The following is a 16,569-nucleotide window of genomic DNA, read 5'->3' as shown; positions in this document are numbered from 1 at the left end:
CGGCCGCCGTGTGGAGTTTCCCCTCCGGCCGGCAGCGCGGCCCGGCGCGCGAGGCCCTCGCGGCCGGCGGTGTCGACAGCACCGCGGTGGACCACCGGGGCGGCGCCTTCCTGGTGGTCGCCGGCGACGCCGGGGACGAACCGGCCGGGCTGCCGGCGGGCGCACGGCGCCGTCCGGATCTCTGCCTGCTGACCGTGCTCGGCGCCGACGGCGGGTCGTCACTGCTCCTGGTGAGCCGGGCCGAGGCCGACTCGCGGGCCCGGCGCAGCCACGACCTGCTCTATCCGGCCGGCCCGCCGGAGCCCTCGCCGCCGGCTGCCCGGGCCGCCAAGCGGCGGTCGCCGCACAGCGGTCTGCTCATCGGCTCTCCCCCGCATCAGGACCCGGGCCCGACGGAATCCGTCTGACCGGTCCGCCCCGGGGGGCGGAGGGCGGGGCGGGAAGTGTCAGCCGGCCGGCTGGTAGTGCTGGAGGTAGAGGAAGATCGACTTCCAGCCGGAGCCGACGTTGAGGATGTGCAGTTGGCCGCCCGCCGGGCCGAGGTCGAGGGCCGCGATGCCCTCCACCTCGTCGTCCGGCTGGACGTCCTGCGAGAAGGCCCGGCTCACCGCGCCCGTGGCGGGGTCGATGGCGTAGACCGCCTTGTCGCCGTCGCCGTCGCCGTCGCCGTCGACCGAGGCGTACAGGGTGCCGTTGAGCATCGCCGCGCCCTGGATCCGGCTGAGCGGGCTGGACAGCCGTACCGTGGCGGCGACCGGCAGCGCCGCGCCGGCCGGCAGGGACAGCAGGTCGCCGAGCCGGTAGCCGACGAGTTCGTCGGTGCCCTGGGCGGCGTCCTGGTTCCAGGCCGCGGTCCAGACCAGGCCGGCCGCCGGGTCCACCGCGACCCACGGCACCCCGCCGGGCAGCAGCGCCAGCGGAAGCCGCACGTAGCGGCCGGTCCAGCTCAGGTCGGCCGTCGAGTAGAGCGCGAGGATCGGGTTCTGGTAGCTGTCGCCGTCCTCGATCGGCGCGACGACATAGCCGCCGTACACGTCGATGTCGCCGATGTGGTCCGATCCGTAGCCGCCGCTCAGCGCGGCCGGGATGGCCAGCGCGTTGGCGGCGGTCTCGTGATTGCCGCTGACCGTGGCCTTGTCCAGGCTGTACGTGCCCGAGTAGTAGAAGTACGTGCCGTCGGTGGCGATGCCCTGGCCGCGCTCCAGCGCGGTGGCCCCCGTCCAGGTGGAGTAGCCCGGAAGGCGGTTCCACGTCGTGGCGAATGCGGTCTGCGGCAGCAGCGCCAGTGCGGCCGCGGCGGTCACCACGCTTCCCACGCGCCGGATCTTCATCAGCCCGAACCTCCATGTCGACCGGTGACAAGCCCAGTTGGCCTTTGGCGGCACCCATTGCAGCAGCGCGGCGGCGGACCGCCCCACCAGCGGCGGGTGAACTCTGGCCGACGGGAAGCACAGCGGGGGTCGCCGGTGCACAGCGGGCGGCGCCGGTGCACAGGGGGCGCCGCCGCGACCGCCCCCGCCCGCCGGACCCGACCGCGACGCACGCGGGCGACCGGCGATACTCGGCCCATGGCTGATCACGACGCGGACGCGGGATACCTGCTCGACAACCAGCAGTCCGAGGCCGGCATCCGCTTCGGCGCGCTGGCCGAACTGTTCGATCCGGTGACCTTCCGGCACGTCGACCGGCTCGGGATCGGCGCGGGCATGCGGTGCTGGGAGATCGGCGCCGGCGGCCCCACCGTCCCGCTTGGCCTGGCCGCCCGCGTCGCCCCGGGCGGCCCCGCACAGCGGCTCGCCAACCGCCTGCGGTCCGGTTTCCGCGCCCTGATGGCCGCGCGCGGCGCGGATCTCGCCTACGGGCGCACCCTGCCCCGGCTGCTGCGCGAAGCCGGCCTGGACGACGTCCGCGCGGATGCCTACTTCCCCATCGCCTCGCCGGCCTGCACCGTCCTGGAGGCCGCCACCGTCCGGCAGATCCGTGGCCGCCTGGTGGCCGCCGGCCTCGCCACCGACGACGACATCGACCAGCACCTGGCGAACGTCGCCACCGGCCGCCTCGACCTGGCGACCGCCCCCATGATCTCCGCCTGGGGCCGGCGCCCACCGGCCGCCCGGCCGGCCTGAGCCGGAGGCCGGGTCCGTCCGGCTCGCGGCGGGCCTGCCGCGCCGCCCGGGCCGGAGGCACAATGCGCTGGCGGACCGGGCCGGGGGCTGCCAGGATCCGGTGATGAGGACCCGGCTCACCGAGGAACGCGACTTCGCCTGGCTCGGCAGGCCGATCGACGCCCGTCCGCTGTTCGCGGCCGAACTGTCGTCCCTGCTCGGTCTGCTGCGCGCGCTGCGGCCCGCCGACTGGAACGCGACGGCGGTTCCGGGCTGGACGGTTCGGGATCTGGCCACCCCCCTCCTCGGCGACTTCCAGGGCCGTCTGGGCTGGCACGAGGGCGGCTACCGGCCCGCCGTCGCGGCCGGCGAGACCCTGGAGGCCTTCATCCATCGCGTCAACCAGGAGTGGATCGACCTCCACGCCGGTCTCGGCCCCGCCGCCGTCATCGACGCCCTGGAGGCGGCCGGGAGCCGGGTGACCGGGCAGTTCGCAACCGGCGACCTGCGAGCCACCGGTCCGGCGGTGTCCTGGGCGGGCGCCGACCCGGCGCCCCAATGGCTGGACACCGCCCGGGAGTTCACCGAGTACTGGACGCACCGGCAGCAGATCCGGCACGCCGCGGGCCGCGCCACCGACCCGGAGCCGCGGGCGCTGTCCTTGGTGCTCGACACTTTTCTGCGGGCCCTGCCCCACACCCTGCGCGACACGTCCGCAGCCGTGGGAACGCAGATCCTGGTGGCCATCGACGATCCGGCCGGCGGTACGTGGACCGTGACCGCGACCGAGCCCCGCTGGTCACTGGCCGAGGCACCGCACGGCCGGCCGGCCGCCTCGGTGCGTCTGGATCCGGAGACCGCGTGGCGGCTGTGCACGCGCGGCATCACCCCCGCCGCCGCCCTAGGCCGTGTCTGACAAATCCCGCCTGCCCCGCGACGCCTGGCACGCGCGCTCGCTGCGTTGTCGGGGTCGTCCGAGTAGCCCACTACGAGGACACCCCTCCGCCTTGCGATCGCACGCACCAGACGCCGCGGGGCCCCGCCCTGCGGGCGGACGGCGCTATTTGTCAGACACGGCCTAGGCCGGGCCGGTCTGCGCGGACAGCGCCGCCTGGCCGAGCGTGTTCTCCAGATCCTGTCGATCGTCCGCTGAGGATCCCGGGCCAGGACCGCGACGACCGCGACGACCGCGGCGGGGGCGGGCGGCCCGGCGGCGAGACGCAGCTCACACCCCTTGCGCTGTCACACATCGCCGCCTGGCCGGTCAGTGGTGTGTACCCGCTTCACCGCTAGGAGGTCACGATGGAATCGCGTCTGAACTACTTCGGCAACGCCTCGGCAGGCAAGGTGCTCAAGCACATCAACTCGGCAGGCAGGGCGGCGGAGGACTCGTCGCTGCCGGCCGCGACGCAGGAACTGGTGAAGATCCGCGCGAGTCAGATCAACGGCTGCGGCTTCTGCACCGACATGCACACCAAGGACGCCGCGCAGGCCGGGGAGACCGCGATCCGCCTCAACCTGGTCGCGGTCTGGCGGGAGGCCACCGTCTTCACCGACGCCGAGCGCGCGGCCCTGGAACTGGCGGAGCAGGGCACCCGCATCGCCGACGCCGCCGGCGGCGTCACGGAGGAGGCCTGGGCGAACGCCGCCCGGCACTACGACGAGGACCAGCTCGTCGCGCTGATCTCCCTGATCGCCATCATCAATGCATACAACCGCATAAACGTCATCAACCAGCAGCCCGCCGGAAGCTACGTTCCGGGCCAGTTCGGCTGAACGGAAACCGGTCGGCGGCAGGTATGACCACGGGTATCCGCCGCCGCCCGGGGCTTGTAGCATGGTGAACCGGATGTCGAAAGGGGAAACCATGCCCGCCGGTGACGACGCGGCCTCCCTCGACCGGGCGGCGCGGGAATTCATCGCGGCACGCGGGAGGCTTTTCGGAATTGCGTACCGGGTACTCGGCAGTGCCGCGGAGGCCGAGGACATTGTGCAGGAAGCATGGCTGCGGTGGCAGAACACCGACCGCGCCAGGATCGCCGAGCCGGCGGCCTTCCTCACCACCGTCACCACGCGGCTGGCGATCAATTCCGCCCAGTCCGCCCGGGTGCGGCGCGAGTCGTACATCGGCCCCTGGCTGCCGGAGCCGGTCGACACCGGGCCGGATCCGCAGCTGGGCGCGGAGCGGGCGGAGGCCCTGGAGTTGGCGGTCCTCTTCCTGCTGGAGAAGCTGAATCCGGTCGAGCGGTCCGCCTACGTCCTGCGGGAGGCGTTCGACTACCCGTACCAGCGGATCGCCGAGATCCTCCAGACCAGCGAGGCCAACAGCCGGCAGCTGGTGAGCCGGGCCCGCCGGCACCTGGCCGCCGAGCACCGGGAGCCGGTCGGTGCCGCGGCTCGCCGGCGCCTGATGGAGGTCTTCCTGGACGCCGCGCGGAGGGGCGATCTCGCGGCCTTGGAGAAGGTCCTCGCCGAGGACGTCGTCAGCTATTCCGACGGCGGCGGAACGCGCGGCGCCTCCAGGATCCCGGTCGCCGGCCGGGCGCGCGTCTCCCGCTACCTCGCCGCCTTCGCGCCCCGTTTCTGGGCCGGATCGGACCTTCGCTGGGTCGAGGCGAACGGCGGGCCCGCCGTTCTCGTCTCCGCGCAGGGGAATGCGGTGGCTCTGCTGTCCGCGGAAGTGTCGGAACAAGGGATCGACCGAATCCTCTGGATTATGGCTCCGGACAAACTTTCCTCCTACATGGAATCCGTCGGCAGCTGAGAGCGGCCCGCCCGCCGGAAATGTCGCGCTGGACGATGGAACAACTCCCGTGGATCTTCCGTCATGGATCGTCCGCCACGGTTTTCCTATGCTCAAAGGAGTACCGCGAGTTCTCCCCCGAGAAAGGCTTTGCCGTGTACGACCACCAACGCCTGACCACACCGTTCCCCTCGCACGCCACGACCGGCGAGGTCATCGAGGGCGTCGATCTCACCGGGCGGCGGGCCATCGTCACCGGCGGCGCCTCCGGTATCGGCGTGGAGACCGTCCGGGCCCTGGCCGCCGCCGGGGCGGAGGTGACGATCGCCGCGCGCAATCCGGTCTCCGGCCAGCAGGTCGCCCGGGAACTCGACGGCGGGCCCGGGAGCGGATCCGTGCGGGCCGCGGCGCTGGATCTGGCGGATCTGGGCTCGGTCGGCGCCTTCGCGCGCGGCTGGCAGGGGCCGGTCGACATCCTCGTGGCCAATGCGGGCATCATGGCCGTGCCCGATCGCCGGCTGACCGCCGAGGGCTGGGAACTGCACCTGGCGACCAACTATCTGGGCCATTTCGCCCTGGCCACCGCCTTGCACGCCCAGCTGCGCGCGGCCGGCTCGGCCCGCGTCGTGATCGTCAGTTCCGGCGCGCACCGCACCGCGCCGTTCGACTTCGAGGACCCCCAGTTCGAGCGGCGCCCGTACGACCGCTGGACGGCTTACGGCCAGTCCAAGACCGCCGATGTGCTGCTCGCCGTGGGCGCCCGGCGCTGGGCCGGGGACGGGATCACGGCCAACGCGCTGAACCCGGGGTGGATCAGCACCAACCTCCAGCGCCACGTCGACGACGCCACCATGCGCGCGATGGGCGCCATCGACGTGGAGGGCAACATCATCCCGCAGCCCTACTACAAGGAGCCCGACCAGGGCGCGGCGACCTCCGTGCTGCTCGCCGCCTCACCGCTGGTGGAGGGTGTGACGGGACGTTACTTCGAGGACAACCAGGAAGCACCGCCCGTCGAGGACACCCGCGACGACTCCGGCGGTGCGGCCACCCACGCCCTCGACCCCGCGACGGCAGACCGCCTGTGGGACTACGCCTCCGCGGCGCTGCGCTGAAGCCCAGCGGCGCCCGCGGCGGCGCGCGACGGCGAGAGCACCCGATCGCCGCACGCGGGGGGTGGCCGGCCCCCGAGCCGTCATGCGCCCGGGCCCGGCAGGGCGGTCGCCTTGCGCAGCAGCACCGACCGCTCGCGGGTGTTGCGGCACAGCCGGGCGGCCTCTTCCCGTTCGGACCGGGCCTCGGCGGTCCGGTCGAGGCGGATGAGCAGTTCGCCGCGCACGCTCGGGAGCAGGTACGAGCCGGACAGGCGGCCGGCGGCCGCCACTTGGTCCACCAGGGACAGTGCTTGCCGGGGCGCACCGGCCATCGCGACGGCGACGGCCCGGTTGAGCTCCACGGCGGGTGAGGGGGCCACCCGGCCGAGCACCTCGTAGAGCAGGACGACACGCTCCCGGTCCGTCTCCGCCACCGAGGGGGCAGCCGCGTGGCAGGCGGCGATCGCCGCCTGCAGACCGTAGGGGCCCAGGCCGCGTCCGACCGAGCTGGCCCGGCCCAAAGCGGCCGGACCCCGGCGGATCGCCGAGCGGTCCCAGCGGCGCCGGTCCTGGTCCGCCAGCAGCACCGCCTCCCCGTCGGGGCCGGTCCGGGCCGGGAAACGCGCGGCGGTGAGCTCGAACAGGGCCAGCAGCCCGTGCACGTCCGGCTCGTCGGGCAGCAGGGCGGCCAGCGTCCGGGCCAGGCGGACGACCTCGTAGGCAAGTTCGGCGCGCAGCAGGTGGTCGCCGGCCGTCGCGGTCGAGCCCTCGGTGAAGATCACGTAGAGCACGCTCAGCACGCCGCCGAGCCGCGCGCGCCGTTCCTCGGGCGGCGGCAGCCCGAACGGCACTTCCGCCGCGGCGACCGTCTTCTTCGCCCGGGTGATCCGTGGCTGGACCGTCGGCACGGGCACGAGGAACGCCCGGGCGATCTCCTCGCTCGCCAGGCCGCCCACCGCGCAGGGTCAGGGCCACGCGGGCCTTGGGCGCCACAAGGTCGAACGGGACGGCGGGGGATCGACACGGCGGCCGGACCGGTCGGGGGTTTTTTTCCCGGCGCGGCCGGACGGCGGGTCAGCGCGGCCCGGCGGGCCCGGCGGGCCCGGTCGGGCGGATCTGCCGGGTGGGCGTGGTGGGCCGGGTGGGCCTCGTGGGCCGGACCGAGGCGGCCAGCGCCTCGGCGAGCGGCGCTGCCTCGGGGTGCCACCTGGCCTCCCACTCCAGGCTGAGCCATCCCTCGTAGCCGAGGCGGTCGAGTTCCCGGTAGAAGGCGGTCAGCGGGACGGTGCCCGCGCCGAGCGGCAGGGGGGTCCGCTCGGTGGGCGAGGCGACGTCCTTGACCTGTGCGTGGACGAGGTAGGGAGCGAGCAGGCGGGCGGTGGCGGCGACGGACTCGCCGCACCGCCAGGGGTGCAGGACGTCCCAGATGGCGCCGATCCTGACCGGGTCCGGCGCGGCGCGGACGGCGGCCGCCAGGATGCGCGCGAGGTCGGCGCCGCGCGGGTGCGAGTCGTGCGTCTCCAGCAGGATGTGCACGCCGTCGGGCAGGCGGGCGGCGATCCGGACCAGGCGGCGCACGGCCCGCGCGTCGGCGCGGGCGCGGCTGCCCGGCTGGTCCGGCCGGTCGTCGATGTCGGTGGCGCCGGGGAAGACCCGCAGGTACGGCACCCCCAGGTCGGCGGCGAGCCGCGCGTGCAGGAGGGCGTCGGCCACGCAGGCGTCGTCGTCCACCCGTTCGGAGGCGATGCGTACGTAGGAGGCGAGTGCGAGCGCGGTGACGCCGTCCTGCGCTGCCCGGCGCAACTGCGCCCGGATCCGCCCGCGTTGGGCTGTGTCCAGCCCTACGTGCACGGGTTCGTCGTCGGCCGCGCGCAGTTCGAGGCCGGTCCAGCCGCTGGTCCGGGCGAGCGCGAGGACGTCGGCGAGAGGTGTGCCCGGGCAGCCCAGGGTGGAGAAGGCCAGCGGCCAGCCGGTCGGCGTCCTCACGGTGGTGCTCCCTCGGTCGGCGGAAGGACCGGAGCCGGCGCGCGGTCGACCCGAGGTTCATCCATATGAACACAGGGCGGAATACTGAACTCCCATGACGTCAGGTGACGTTAGGTTCACCGCCCGCCGACGTCAAGAAGGTTGGTGATCCGTGTCAGAACCCTTGACCGGTGTCACAGGACAGTTCTAGGGTCCCGGCTATTCCTCCATGTGGATCGAATTTCTATACATGAACTTCTCATACGTGAACTCCGGAGCCCCGTGCCCGACCCACTGCACCCTTGCGTGAACGGAGTACGACCATGAGCGCGCTGCGCAGCAGGACCCGTAGGACCAGCAGGCCGAGCACGCCCGGCCGGGCCACCGGACGCGGACGAGCGCTCCCGCTCGCCGTCCTGGCCGTCGCCCTGGCCACTGCCTCCACCGCCCTGACCGGATGCGGCGGCGGTTCCGGCGGCGGCTCGGCCTCGGGCCCGCTGAAGGTGTGGGTGCGCGGTGCGGGCGACTCGCAGAAGGCGTACCAGATGGTCTTCGACGCCTACACCAAGCAGTCCGGCGTGAAGATCCAGCTCTTCATGACCAACACCGACTTCGAGACCAAGCTGAACGCCGCCGCGGCCGCCCACAAGCTGCCCGACGTGGTGATCGACGACGGGGCGCAGCTCGGCGCGTTCAAGAGCCAGGGCATCATCACCGAGGTCGACAAGTCCAAGATCAGCGGCGCGAGCCAGGTGAGCGACACCGCCTGGAAGTCGGTGGCCGACGACAAGGGCGCCACCTACGGGGTGCCGTTCTCCGCGCAGGCCTCCGTCCTGCTGGTGCGCAGCGACTGGCTGAAGAAGGTCGGTATGCAGCCGCCGAAGACCTGGGCCGATCTGGAGAAGGTCGCCGAGGCGTTCACCACCCAGGACCCCGACGGCGACGGCAAGAAGGACACCTACGGCCTCGACCTCCCCGGCTCCACCCAGCGCGGCTACCTCTCCTGGTACTGGTCCAACTTCCTCTACCAGGCAGGCGGCGACTTCCTGCGGCCCACCACCGGCGGCGGCTTCACCTCCACCATCTCCTCGCCGCAGGCGGTGCAGGCCGCGGAGTTCCTGAAGAAGCTGTACTGCACCGACAAGGTCGTGCAGCCCGGCGCGCTCAACAACCTGACGACCGACACCAACACGGCCTTCCAGACCGGTGTGGCCGGCCTGTACTTCACCGGCCCCTACGCCTACGCGACGATGGACGCCACCGCCGTCAAGGGCAAGTACGCGGTGGTGGTCCCGCCCGCCGGGCCCAAGGGTGTCGGCAGCCTGGCCGAGGGCACCACCGTCTACGCCATGGCCGGCTCCCACCACGCCGCCGACTTCGACTCGCTGGCCTCGTACATGGTCTCAGCGCAGGCGCAGAAGACCGGCATGACGGGCGTGCCGACCGCGACCATCGTCCGGCTGCCGATCAACACCACCGTCGACCCGGCCGCGGTCCACGGCAACGACCCGCGCTGGCAGACCGCCCAGCAGGTCTACGCCGACAGCTCCACGTACGAGCCGGTGAGCGCCCCCGACTGGCAGACGTACCGCAACGACGCCTCGGAGAACCTCAACAAGCTGCTGTCCGGCTGCGGTGACGCCGCCAAGTCGCTGGACTCGCTGAACTCCCAGTTCCAGTCGCTGCTGAAGAAGTAGGGCGGCCGGACCGGCCGGCGAGCGCGACCGACGAGAGCGAAGAGACCGGGAAGACGACATGGCAGCTGTGACCAAGGACCGGCCGGGAGCCGTCCGCGACGACGGCCCCCGGCGCACGGCGGGCCCCCGCACCCGACCACCCCGGACGCCGAAGTGGCCCCGGGCCGCGACCCCGTGGCTCTATCTGGCGCCCGTCCTCGTCCTGTTCGGCGTCTTCAAGTTCTGGCCGACGGTCTGGGGGATGTACCTGAGCTTCTTCCAGGTGCGCCCCTACCTGGGCAACAAGTGGGTCGGCTGGGCCAATTTCAGCACCGCGCTGCACGACCCGCTGCTGCGCTCCGCCGTCGAGCACACCGTCGTCGACGCGCTCGCCACGGTGGCGGCGTCGGCGGTGATCGGCTTCGGCCTGGCGCTGCTGCTGGAGGGTCCGGCCCGGCACCTGCGCATCCTGCGCACCGCGGCCTTCCTGCCGGTGGTCACCGCGATGGTCGCGGTCGCGGAACTGTGGAACACCATCCTCTACCCGGGCGCCTACGGCACGTTGAACACCCTGCTCGGCCATCTCGGCCTGGGCCCCGAGCCGTTCCTGTCCTCACCGCACTCCTCGCTCGCCTCGGTGATGCTGATCCAGGTCTGGAAGAGCGCCCCCTACGACATGGTGATCTTCGTCGCCGGACTGGCCGGTATCGACAAGCAGTTGTACGAGGCCGCGGCGATCGACGGCGCCGGCGCCTGGCACCGGCTGCGGCACGTCACCTTGCCGTCGCTGCGCCCGGTCACCACGATCGTGCTCACCCTCGGCGTCATCCGCGGCCTGCGGGTCTTCACCGAGATCTATGTGCTGACCGGCGGCGGCCCGGCCGCCTCCACCGAGACCGTCGTCACCTACACCTACAAGCAGGGCATCCAGAACAGCCAACTGGGCCTGGCCTCGGCCGTGTCCACCGTGCTGTTCCTGGCGACCGTCCTGCTGACCTGCCTCACCCTGTGGTGGCGCAGGCGGAAGGAGGCATGAGGATGAGCGCCCCCACCACCGCGCTGGGCCTGCGGATGCCGCGGCGCGCGGTGACCAGGACCGCCGTGCGCGTCGTGCTGTACGCCCTGGTGCTCTTCGTCTTCGTGATGCCGCTGTGGACGATGCTGGCCACCGTCCTCAGCGGCACGCCCCTGAAGACCGGTCAGATGTCGCTGTTTCCGGCGCACTTCACCCTGGCCAACATCAGAGCCGCCTTCCGGTTCGGCGTCGGCCGGGGTCTGCTCAACTCCGTCGTCGTCACCGGCGTCGGCCTCTTCCTGCAGGTCACCGTCAGCGCGCTGGCCGCCTACGCGCTGGCCCGCAAGAAGTTCCGCGGCCAGGCTCTGGTGCTGCTGGCCGTCCTGGCCACGATGATGATGCCCGAAGAGGTCATCGCCATCCCGCTCTACCTCGTCCTCGGCAAGGTCCCCGACCCGCTGGGCGGCGGCGATCTGCTCAACTCCTATTCCGGCCTGATCCTGCCGGTCGTCGGCTGGGCGCTGCCCATCTACGTGCTGACCGGCTTCATGAAGACGATCCCGCTGGAGCTGGAGGAGGCCGCCCGGGTGGACGGCGCGAAGGACCTGCGGATCTTCTTCCAGATCATCCTTCCGCTGTGCCGCCCGGCGCTGGGCACCTGCGCGGTCTTCGGCTTCCTGATGATCTGGGACCAGTACCTGCTGCCGCTGCTGGTCGCCCAGACCCCGCACATGTACACGATGACGCTGGTCGTCACGAGCCTGTCCTCCAGCCAGGAACAGAGCCAGGGCGTCCGGATGGCGGCGTCCTTGATGCTGATGATCCCGAGCGTGCTGGTCTACCTCGGGCTGCAGCGGCTCTTCGAGCGGGGGATGCCGGCCGGCTCGCTCAAGGGCTGACGGCCGCTGGTCCCCGACCGCTGATCCCCCACTTCACGGAGGTCGCAAGGTGCCGACATTCGACGGCGTGCTGTTCTTCCCGGTGACGCCCTTCACGCCCGCCGGAGAGGTCGATCCGGCCGTGCTGGCCGAACACGTGGGAGCCGGCCTGGACGCGGGCGCCGGCGCGGTGTTCGCCGCCTGCGGCACGGGCGAGTTCCACGCGCTGGAACCGGCCGAGTACGAGCGCGTGGTGCGCACCGCCGTGGAGGTGACGGCCGGCCGGGTCCCGGTCTACGCGGGAGCCGGCGGCGCCCTGCCGCTGGCCCGGCGCTTCGCGGGCGCGGCGCGGGCGGCCGGGGCGGACGGCCTGCTGCTGATGCCGCCGTATCTGGTGCAGGCGCCCCCGGCCGGGCTGGTCGCCTACACCCGGGCGGTCGCCGAGTCGTGCGACCTGCCGCTGATCGTCTACCACCGGCACACCGCCCGCTACGACCCGCGGTCCGCGGCGCAGTTGGCCTCGATACCGGGGGTGGTGGGCCTCAAGGACGGGGTCGGCGACCTCGGCCTGATGGCGGACATGGTCCGGGCGGTGCGGGCCGAAACGGCCGGCGGCCCGGCGGCGGCCGGCGACGAGCCGTTCCGGTTCTTCAACGGGCTGCCCACCGCCGAGGCCAGCGTGCCCGCCTACCGCGGCATCGGCGTCGAGCTCTACTCCTCGGCGGTCTTCTGCTTCGCCCCGGAGATCTCCCTGGCCTACTACAAGGCGGTGACCGGGGGCGACGACGCATTGGTCGAACGGCTGCTGGCCGTCTTCTTCCGCCCGCTGATCGCCCTGCGCGACCTCGTGCCCGGATACGCGGTCTCGCTGGTCAAGGCGGCGGTCCGGCAACGCGGCCTCGACGTCGGCGGCGTCCGGCCGCCGCTGCTCGATCCCACCGCGGAGCATCTGGAGGAACTGCGCGGCATCACCCGGGCCGGTCTGGCCCTGAGCGCCGGGGCGGTCGGCCGATGAGCGCGGCAACCGCGGTGTCCGCCCGCGCGCGGAGCATCCGCATCACCGAGGTGAGCGTGACGCCGGTCGCCTTCCGCGATCCGCCGCTGCTGAACTCGACCGGTGTCCACCAGCCGTACGCGCTGCGGGCGATCGTGGAGATCGCCACCGACGAGGGCCTCCACGGTGTCGGCGAGACCTACGCCACCACCGGCCATCTGGCCCGCCTGCACGCCGTGGGGCGATCGCTGGTCGGCTTGGACGTCCGCGCGCTGAACGCCATGCACCGCCGGACCGCCGACCTGCTGGGGGGCGAGGGCGCGGCCGCCTTCGGACCGGAGGGCGGGAGCACGGCGGAGAGCACCGTGGACCGGGTCTTCGCCCCGTTCGAGGTGGCCTGCCTGGACATCCAGGGAAAGGCGGCCGGCTGTCCCGTCTCCGATCTGCTCGGCGGCGCGGTGCGGGACGCGGTGCCGTTCAGCGCGTATCTGTTCCACAAGTGGGCCGGGCACCCGGGAGCCGAGCCCGACCCGTGGGGCGAGGCGCTGGACACCGCGGGGATCGTCGCGCAGGCGCGGCGGATGCTCGACCGCTACGGCTTCACCGCGATCAAGCTCAAGGCCGGTGTGCTGCCGCCCGAGCAGGAGATCGAGACTGTCCGGGCCCTGCACGCGGCATTTCCCGGCCGGCCGGTGCGGGTGGACCCCAACGCCGCCTGGACGGTGCCGACCTCCATCAAGGTGGCGCGCGAACTCGACGGCGTCGTCGAGTACTTGGAGGACCCGACGCCGGGTCTGGACGGGATGGCGGCGGTCGCCGCGCAGGCGCCGATGCCGCTGGCGACCAACATGTGCGTGGTGGCCTTCGAGCACCTGGCCCCGTCGGTGGCCCGCGGCGCGGTGCAGGTGGTGCTCTCCGACCACCACTACTGGGGCGGCCTGCACCGCTCGAAGCTGCTGTCCGGCATCTGCGGGACGTTCGGGCTGGGGCTGTCGATGCACTCCAACTCCCATCTGGGGGTGAGCCTGGCCGCCATGCCCATCTCGCGGCGGCCACGCCCCACCTGACGTACGCCTGCGACACCCACTGGCCCTGGAAGGACGAGGAGGAGGACGTGATCGAGCCGGGGGTACTCGCCTTCCGCGGCGGATCCGTCGCGGTCCCGCGCGGCCCCGGGCTCGGGGTGGTGCTCGACCGGGACCGGCTGGCCCGGCTGCACGAGCAGTACCTCGCCTGCGGGCTGCGGGACCGGGACGACACCGGATACCTGCGCAGCATTCAGCCGGGCTACGAGCGGCGCCGCCCGCGGTGGTGAGCGGCGCCGGTCGCGTCGCGGGCGGACGGTGCTGTTCCGGCTCCTGCCCGTGCCCCAGCCCCTGCTCGGGCTCGGGCTGACCGGGGAGGGCGGTGTGCGGGGGCCGTTGACGGCGCGGAGGCCTGCGCCTATGGTTTCGCCATTCAGTCACGGGATCATCGTTCACGTATGTATCCAACGCGCGGCGGCGGGTTCCGGCCCGCCGCCCGCCGCGACCGGCTCGGCCCCGCATCGTCACCCCCCACCGATGGAAGGCCCGTTGTGCACCCCTTGCTCCCGCGTGTCCGGACTACCGACCGTTCCCGGCTGGCGGCCGGCCTGCTCGCCACCGCGCTCGTCCTCGGCGCGACCACGGCCGCGGGCGCCGCCGCGCAGCCCGGCGCGGCGGCCGTGCCGGTGATCACCATCGCGCCCACGACAACCGGCACCTCCCTGACCGCGGGATCGGCCGGCCTGTCCTTCGAGGCGTCGGACCTCGCCCTGAGCAGCTTCACTTCGGGCAATCTCGCCGCCTACCTCAAGACCCTGGGCACCTCGGTCCTGCGGATCGGCGGGAACACCGTGGACCAGACCTTCTGGACCTCCACCGGTGAGGCGCCCCCGTCCTGGTCGACGGCCACGATCACTCCCGCCGGCCTCACCGCGCTGGGCACGCTGGCAAAGGCCAGCGGCTGGAAGGTGATCCTCGGGGTCAACCTCAAGCACGACGATCCCGCCCGGGCCGCCGACGAGGCGGCGCACGCGGTCTCCGCACTCGGCGCGTCACTGCAGGCCGTCGAGATCGGCAACGAGCCCGACCTCTACCCCCAGTACGCCAACAACACCGGCCAGTTCCTCACCGACTTCACGGCCAACGTGAACGCCATCAAGAAGGCCGCGCCCTCGGTGGCGATCGTGGGCACCGACGCGGCCGGCTCCCCCGGCGGCGCCTTCCAGAACGCCTTCATCGCCAACCAGGCCGCGCTCGCCCACCCTTCGGTCTCCGAACTGACCAGCCACGTCTACCCGCTGACCTCCAGCACCTGCGGCGGCAGCCCCACGATCGCCGACCTGCTCGGTACGGGGGTGCGCGACGCCGAGACCGGTGTCGCGCAGAGCGCGGCCGCCCAGGCGGCCAGACTGGGCCTGCCGGCCGTCATGGACGAGGGCAACTCGGTGGTGTGCGAGGGCCAGCAGGGCGTCAGTGACGTCTTCGCCGCCGCGCTCTGGGAGATCGACGAACAACTCGACCTGGCCCGGGGCGGGGTGGCCGGGGACTACATGCACGGCACGGTCATCCAGTGCGACGCCCCGAAGCCGCTCTTCATGTACTACACGCCGCTGTGCGCGCCGACCGCCGCCGACGCGGCCGCCGGCCGGCTCGCGGCCCAGCCCGAGTACTACGGTCTGGCCGCCGTCCACCAGGTCGGGACCGGGAACTTCCTGGGCCTCGACAACCCGGCCTACGCCACGCTTCGCGCCTACGCGGTCCGGCACCCGGACGGGACGATGACCGTCGTCCTGGACAACGTGCAGGACCCCGCGGCCAACGCGGCCACCACCGTCCAACTCGACCTCGGCTCCTCCTTTACCTCGGGCCGGCGCGTCGACCTCACCGCCGGCGGCCTGACCGCGACCGGCGGCATCACCCTGGGCGGGCAGTCCGTGCAGTCCGACGGCAGCCTCCCGGCGCCGGCCGCCACGCCGGTCGCCGTCAACGGCGCCACGGTGACCGTCGCCGTCCCGGCCGGCAGCGCCGCGATCCTCACCTTCGGCGGCGGCGGTCCCACCGCCTCGACCACCTTCGTCGGCGGCCCCTCGGGCAAATGCCTGAGCGTCACCGGCGGTTCGACGGCCGGCGGCGCCACCGCCGACATCTACACCTGCGACGGCAGCGGAAGCCAGAACTGGACGCCGGGCGCCAACAGCACGCTGGTCGGCAGGCTGTCCGGCAAATGCCTTGAGGTCACCGGGAGTTCGACCGCGAACTACGCGGGGGTGGACATCGGCGCATGCACCGGCGCGGCCAACCAGCAGTGGACGGTGACGCCGAACGGCACCGTGGTCGGGACCCAGTCCGGCAAGTGCCTCAGCGTCACCGGCGCTTCGACCGCCAATGGCGCCCTCGCCGACATCTACACCTGCAACGGCAGCGCCAGTGAGCAGTGGGCCGAACGCTGAGGAGGCGTCCACCGCCCGGCGCCGCCCGGCGCCACCGGGACCGCCGGATGCGGCGATCCGCGGGCCCGCGGATCGCCGCCTGTCCCCCGGCAGGCCGGCGAGGGGTGCCCAGTGGAGGTGCGTCAGATGGAGGTCGTGATCGCGGTGGCCGAGGAAGGTGGTTTCTCGGTCGCCGCCCGGCGGCTGCCCATCGTGCGCTCCGCCGTCCGGTCCGCCGTCCGGTCCGCCCGGCGACCGGCCCTGCCTCCCGAGCAGCGATCAATGGTGACAACCGCTGTCGCGACAGCCGACAAGCCGGACGGCCGGGACGTCGGCCGCCGGCCGCTCCGGACGGCGCGAGGGCGAAAAGGTTACGCTGCGTAGGTGAAACTGATCGGGCGCCGCACCCACCTGGCCGCTGTCGAAGGGCTGGTGGAGCGGGCCGCCGCCGGGGCCGGCGGGCATCTGATCGCCACCGGGCCGGCCGGCGCCGGCAAGACCGCGCTGATCGACGCCGCCGCGGAGCTCGCCCGCGAGCGCGGCCTGCCGGTGCTGCGCGCCACCGGCACGGATCTCGACCAGGGGATGCGGATCTGGCAGGGGCTGCTCGGCGAGCTCGGCGACCTCGGCCGGGATGACGACGGG

Annotated in this window: 15 protein-coding genes and 2 pseudogenes; 14 read left to right on the top strand and 3 right to left on the bottom strand. The window is 72.9% G+C overall.

All coding sequences use genetic code 11. The annotated features are described in order from the left end of the window. A pseudogene (locus tag GA0115240_RS36880) lies at positions 1-407 on the top strand (hypothetical protein); the annotation flags it as partial. Positions 408-446: 39 nt separating this feature from the next. On the opposite strand, the gene GA0115240_RS14220 reads toward GA0115240_RS36880, so the two are convergent. Next, positions 447-1,331: a hypothetical protein gene (locus tag GA0115240_RS14220; protein ID WP_093737043.1), complete on the bottom strand. Its 885-nt coding sequence runs from the start codon at positions 1,329-1,331 to the stop codon at positions 447-449. 237 nt (positions 1,332-1,568) lie between these two features. On the opposite strand from GA0115240_RS14220, the gene GA0115240_RS14215 reads away from it, so the two are divergent. The 5 genes from GA0115240_RS14215 to GA0115240_RS14195 all read left to right on the top strand — a co-directional run bounded on the left by GA0115240_RS14215 (position 1,569) and on the right by GA0115240_RS14195 (position 5,963). Next, on the top strand, positions 1,569-2,126 hold the full coding sequence (locus GA0115240_RS14215) for a hypothetical protein (protein ID WP_093737042.1): 558 nt from the start codon (positions 1,569-1,571) through the stop codon (positions 2,124-2,126). Positions 2,127-2,229: 103 nt separating this feature from the next. Then, complete coding sequence (locus tag GA0115240_RS14210) at positions 2,230-3,021, top strand: maleylpyruvate isomerase family mycothiol-dependent enzyme (protein ID WP_093737041.1); 792 nt, start codon at positions 2,230-2,232, stop codon at positions 3,019-3,021. Positions 3,022-3,407: 386 nt separating this feature from the next. Next, on the top strand, positions 3,408-3,881 hold the full coding sequence (locus tag GA0115240_RS14205; protein ID WP_093737040.1) for a carboxymuconolactone decarboxylase family protein: 474 nt from the start codon (positions 3,408-3,410) through the stop codon (positions 3,879-3,881). 91 nt (positions 3,882-3,972) lie between these two features. Continuing rightward, positions 3,973-4,869, top strand: a complete 897-nt coding sequence (locus GA0115240_RS14200; RefSeq protein ID WP_093737039.1) for an RNA polymerase sigma-70 factor — start codon at positions 3,973-3,975, stop codon at positions 4,867-4,869. Between the two features lie 134 nt (positions 4,870-5,003). Beyond that, on the top strand, positions 5,004-5,963 hold the full coding sequence (locus tag GA0115240_RS14195) for an SDR family NAD(P)-dependent oxidoreductase (RefSeq protein WP_256069803.1): 960 nt from the start codon (positions 5,004-5,006) through the stop codon (positions 5,961-5,963). A gap of 80 nt (positions 5,964-6,043) precedes the next feature. On the opposite strand, the gene GA0115240_RS14190 is transcribed toward GA0115240_RS14195, so the two are convergent. Both GA0115240_RS14190 and GA0115240_RS14185 read right to left on the bottom strand, forming a co-directional pair. Beyond that, on the bottom strand, positions 6,044-6,898 hold the full coding sequence (locus GA0115240_RS14190) for an RNA polymerase sigma factor (RefSeq protein ID WP_237554864.1): 855 nt from the start codon (positions 6,896-6,898) through the stop codon (positions 6,044-6,046). 118 nt (positions 6,899-7,016) lie between these two features. Continuing rightward, positions 7,017-7,928 carry a sugar phosphate isomerase/epimerase family protein gene (locus tag GA0115240_RS14185; RefSeq protein WP_176725073.1) on the bottom strand — a complete coding sequence of 304 codons (912 nt, stop codon included), beginning with the start codon at positions 7,926-7,928 and terminating at the stop codon, positions 7,017-7,019. Between the two features lie 302 nt (positions 7,929-8,230). Between GA0115240_RS14185 and GA0115240_RS14180 the strand changes: the two genes are divergently transcribed. The 8 genes and pseudogenes from GA0115240_RS14180 to GA0115240_RS14145 all read left to right on the top strand — a co-directional run. After that, entirely contained in the window at positions 8,231-9,604 is a 1,374-nt protein-coding gene (locus GA0115240_RS14180; RefSeq protein ID WP_093737037.1) for an ABC transporter substrate-binding protein, read from the top strand. A gap of 58 nt (positions 9,605-9,662) precedes the next feature. Next, on the top strand, positions 9,663-10,619 hold the full coding sequence (locus GA0115240_RS14175) for a carbohydrate ABC transporter permease (RefSeq protein WP_093737036.1): 957 nt from the start codon (positions 9,663-9,665) through the stop codon (positions 10,617-10,619). A 2-nt stretch (positions 10,620-10,621) separates the two neighbouring features. Continuing rightward, positions 10,622-11,497, top strand: a complete 876-nt coding sequence (locus GA0115240_RS14170; protein ID WP_093737035.1) for a carbohydrate ABC transporter permease — start codon at positions 10,622-10,624, stop codon at positions 11,495-11,497. A gap of 49 nt (positions 11,498-11,546) precedes the next feature. Then, positions 11,547-12,491 (top strand): 5-dehydro-4-deoxyglucarate dehydratase, encoded by a 945-nt coding sequence (locus GA0115240_RS14165; protein ID WP_093737034.1) that lies wholly within the window; start codon positions 11,547-11,549, stop codon positions 12,489-12,491. Beyond that, positions 12,488-13,785 (top strand): annotated as a pseudogene (locus GA0115240_RS14160) (enolase C-terminal domain-like protein). Before GA0115240_RS14165 ends, GA0115240_RS14160 begins: the two are co-directional and overlap by 4 nt. Before the next feature lie 261 nt (positions 13,786-14,046). Then, positions 14,047-15,945 carry a glycosyl hydrolase family 79 C-terminal domain-containing protein gene (locus tag GA0115240_RS14155; protein ID WP_093737033.1) on the top strand — a complete coding sequence of 633 codons (1,899 nt, stop codon included), beginning with the start codon at positions 14,047-14,049 and terminating at the stop codon, positions 15,943-15,945. Between the two features lie 126 nt (positions 15,946-16,071). Next, positions 16,072-16,308, top strand: a complete 237-nt coding sequence (locus GA0115240_RS39220) for a LysR family transcriptional regulator (protein WP_202451355.1) — start codon at positions 16,072-16,074, stop codon at positions 16,306-16,308. Next, a partial coding sequence (locus GA0115240_RS14145; RefSeq protein ID WP_141708835.1) for an ATP-binding protein occupies positions 16,309-16,569 on the top strand: 261 nt, incomplete at its 3' end.

The sequence above is a fragment of the Streptomyces sp. DvalAA-14 genome, assembly GCF_900091855.1.
Classification (GTDB): domain Bacteria; phylum Actinomycetota; class Actinomycetes; order Streptomycetales; family Streptomycetaceae; genus Actinacidiphila.
Note: the sequence above shows the minus strand (reverse complement) of the source record. Positions and strands in the feature narration are given on the sequence as shown.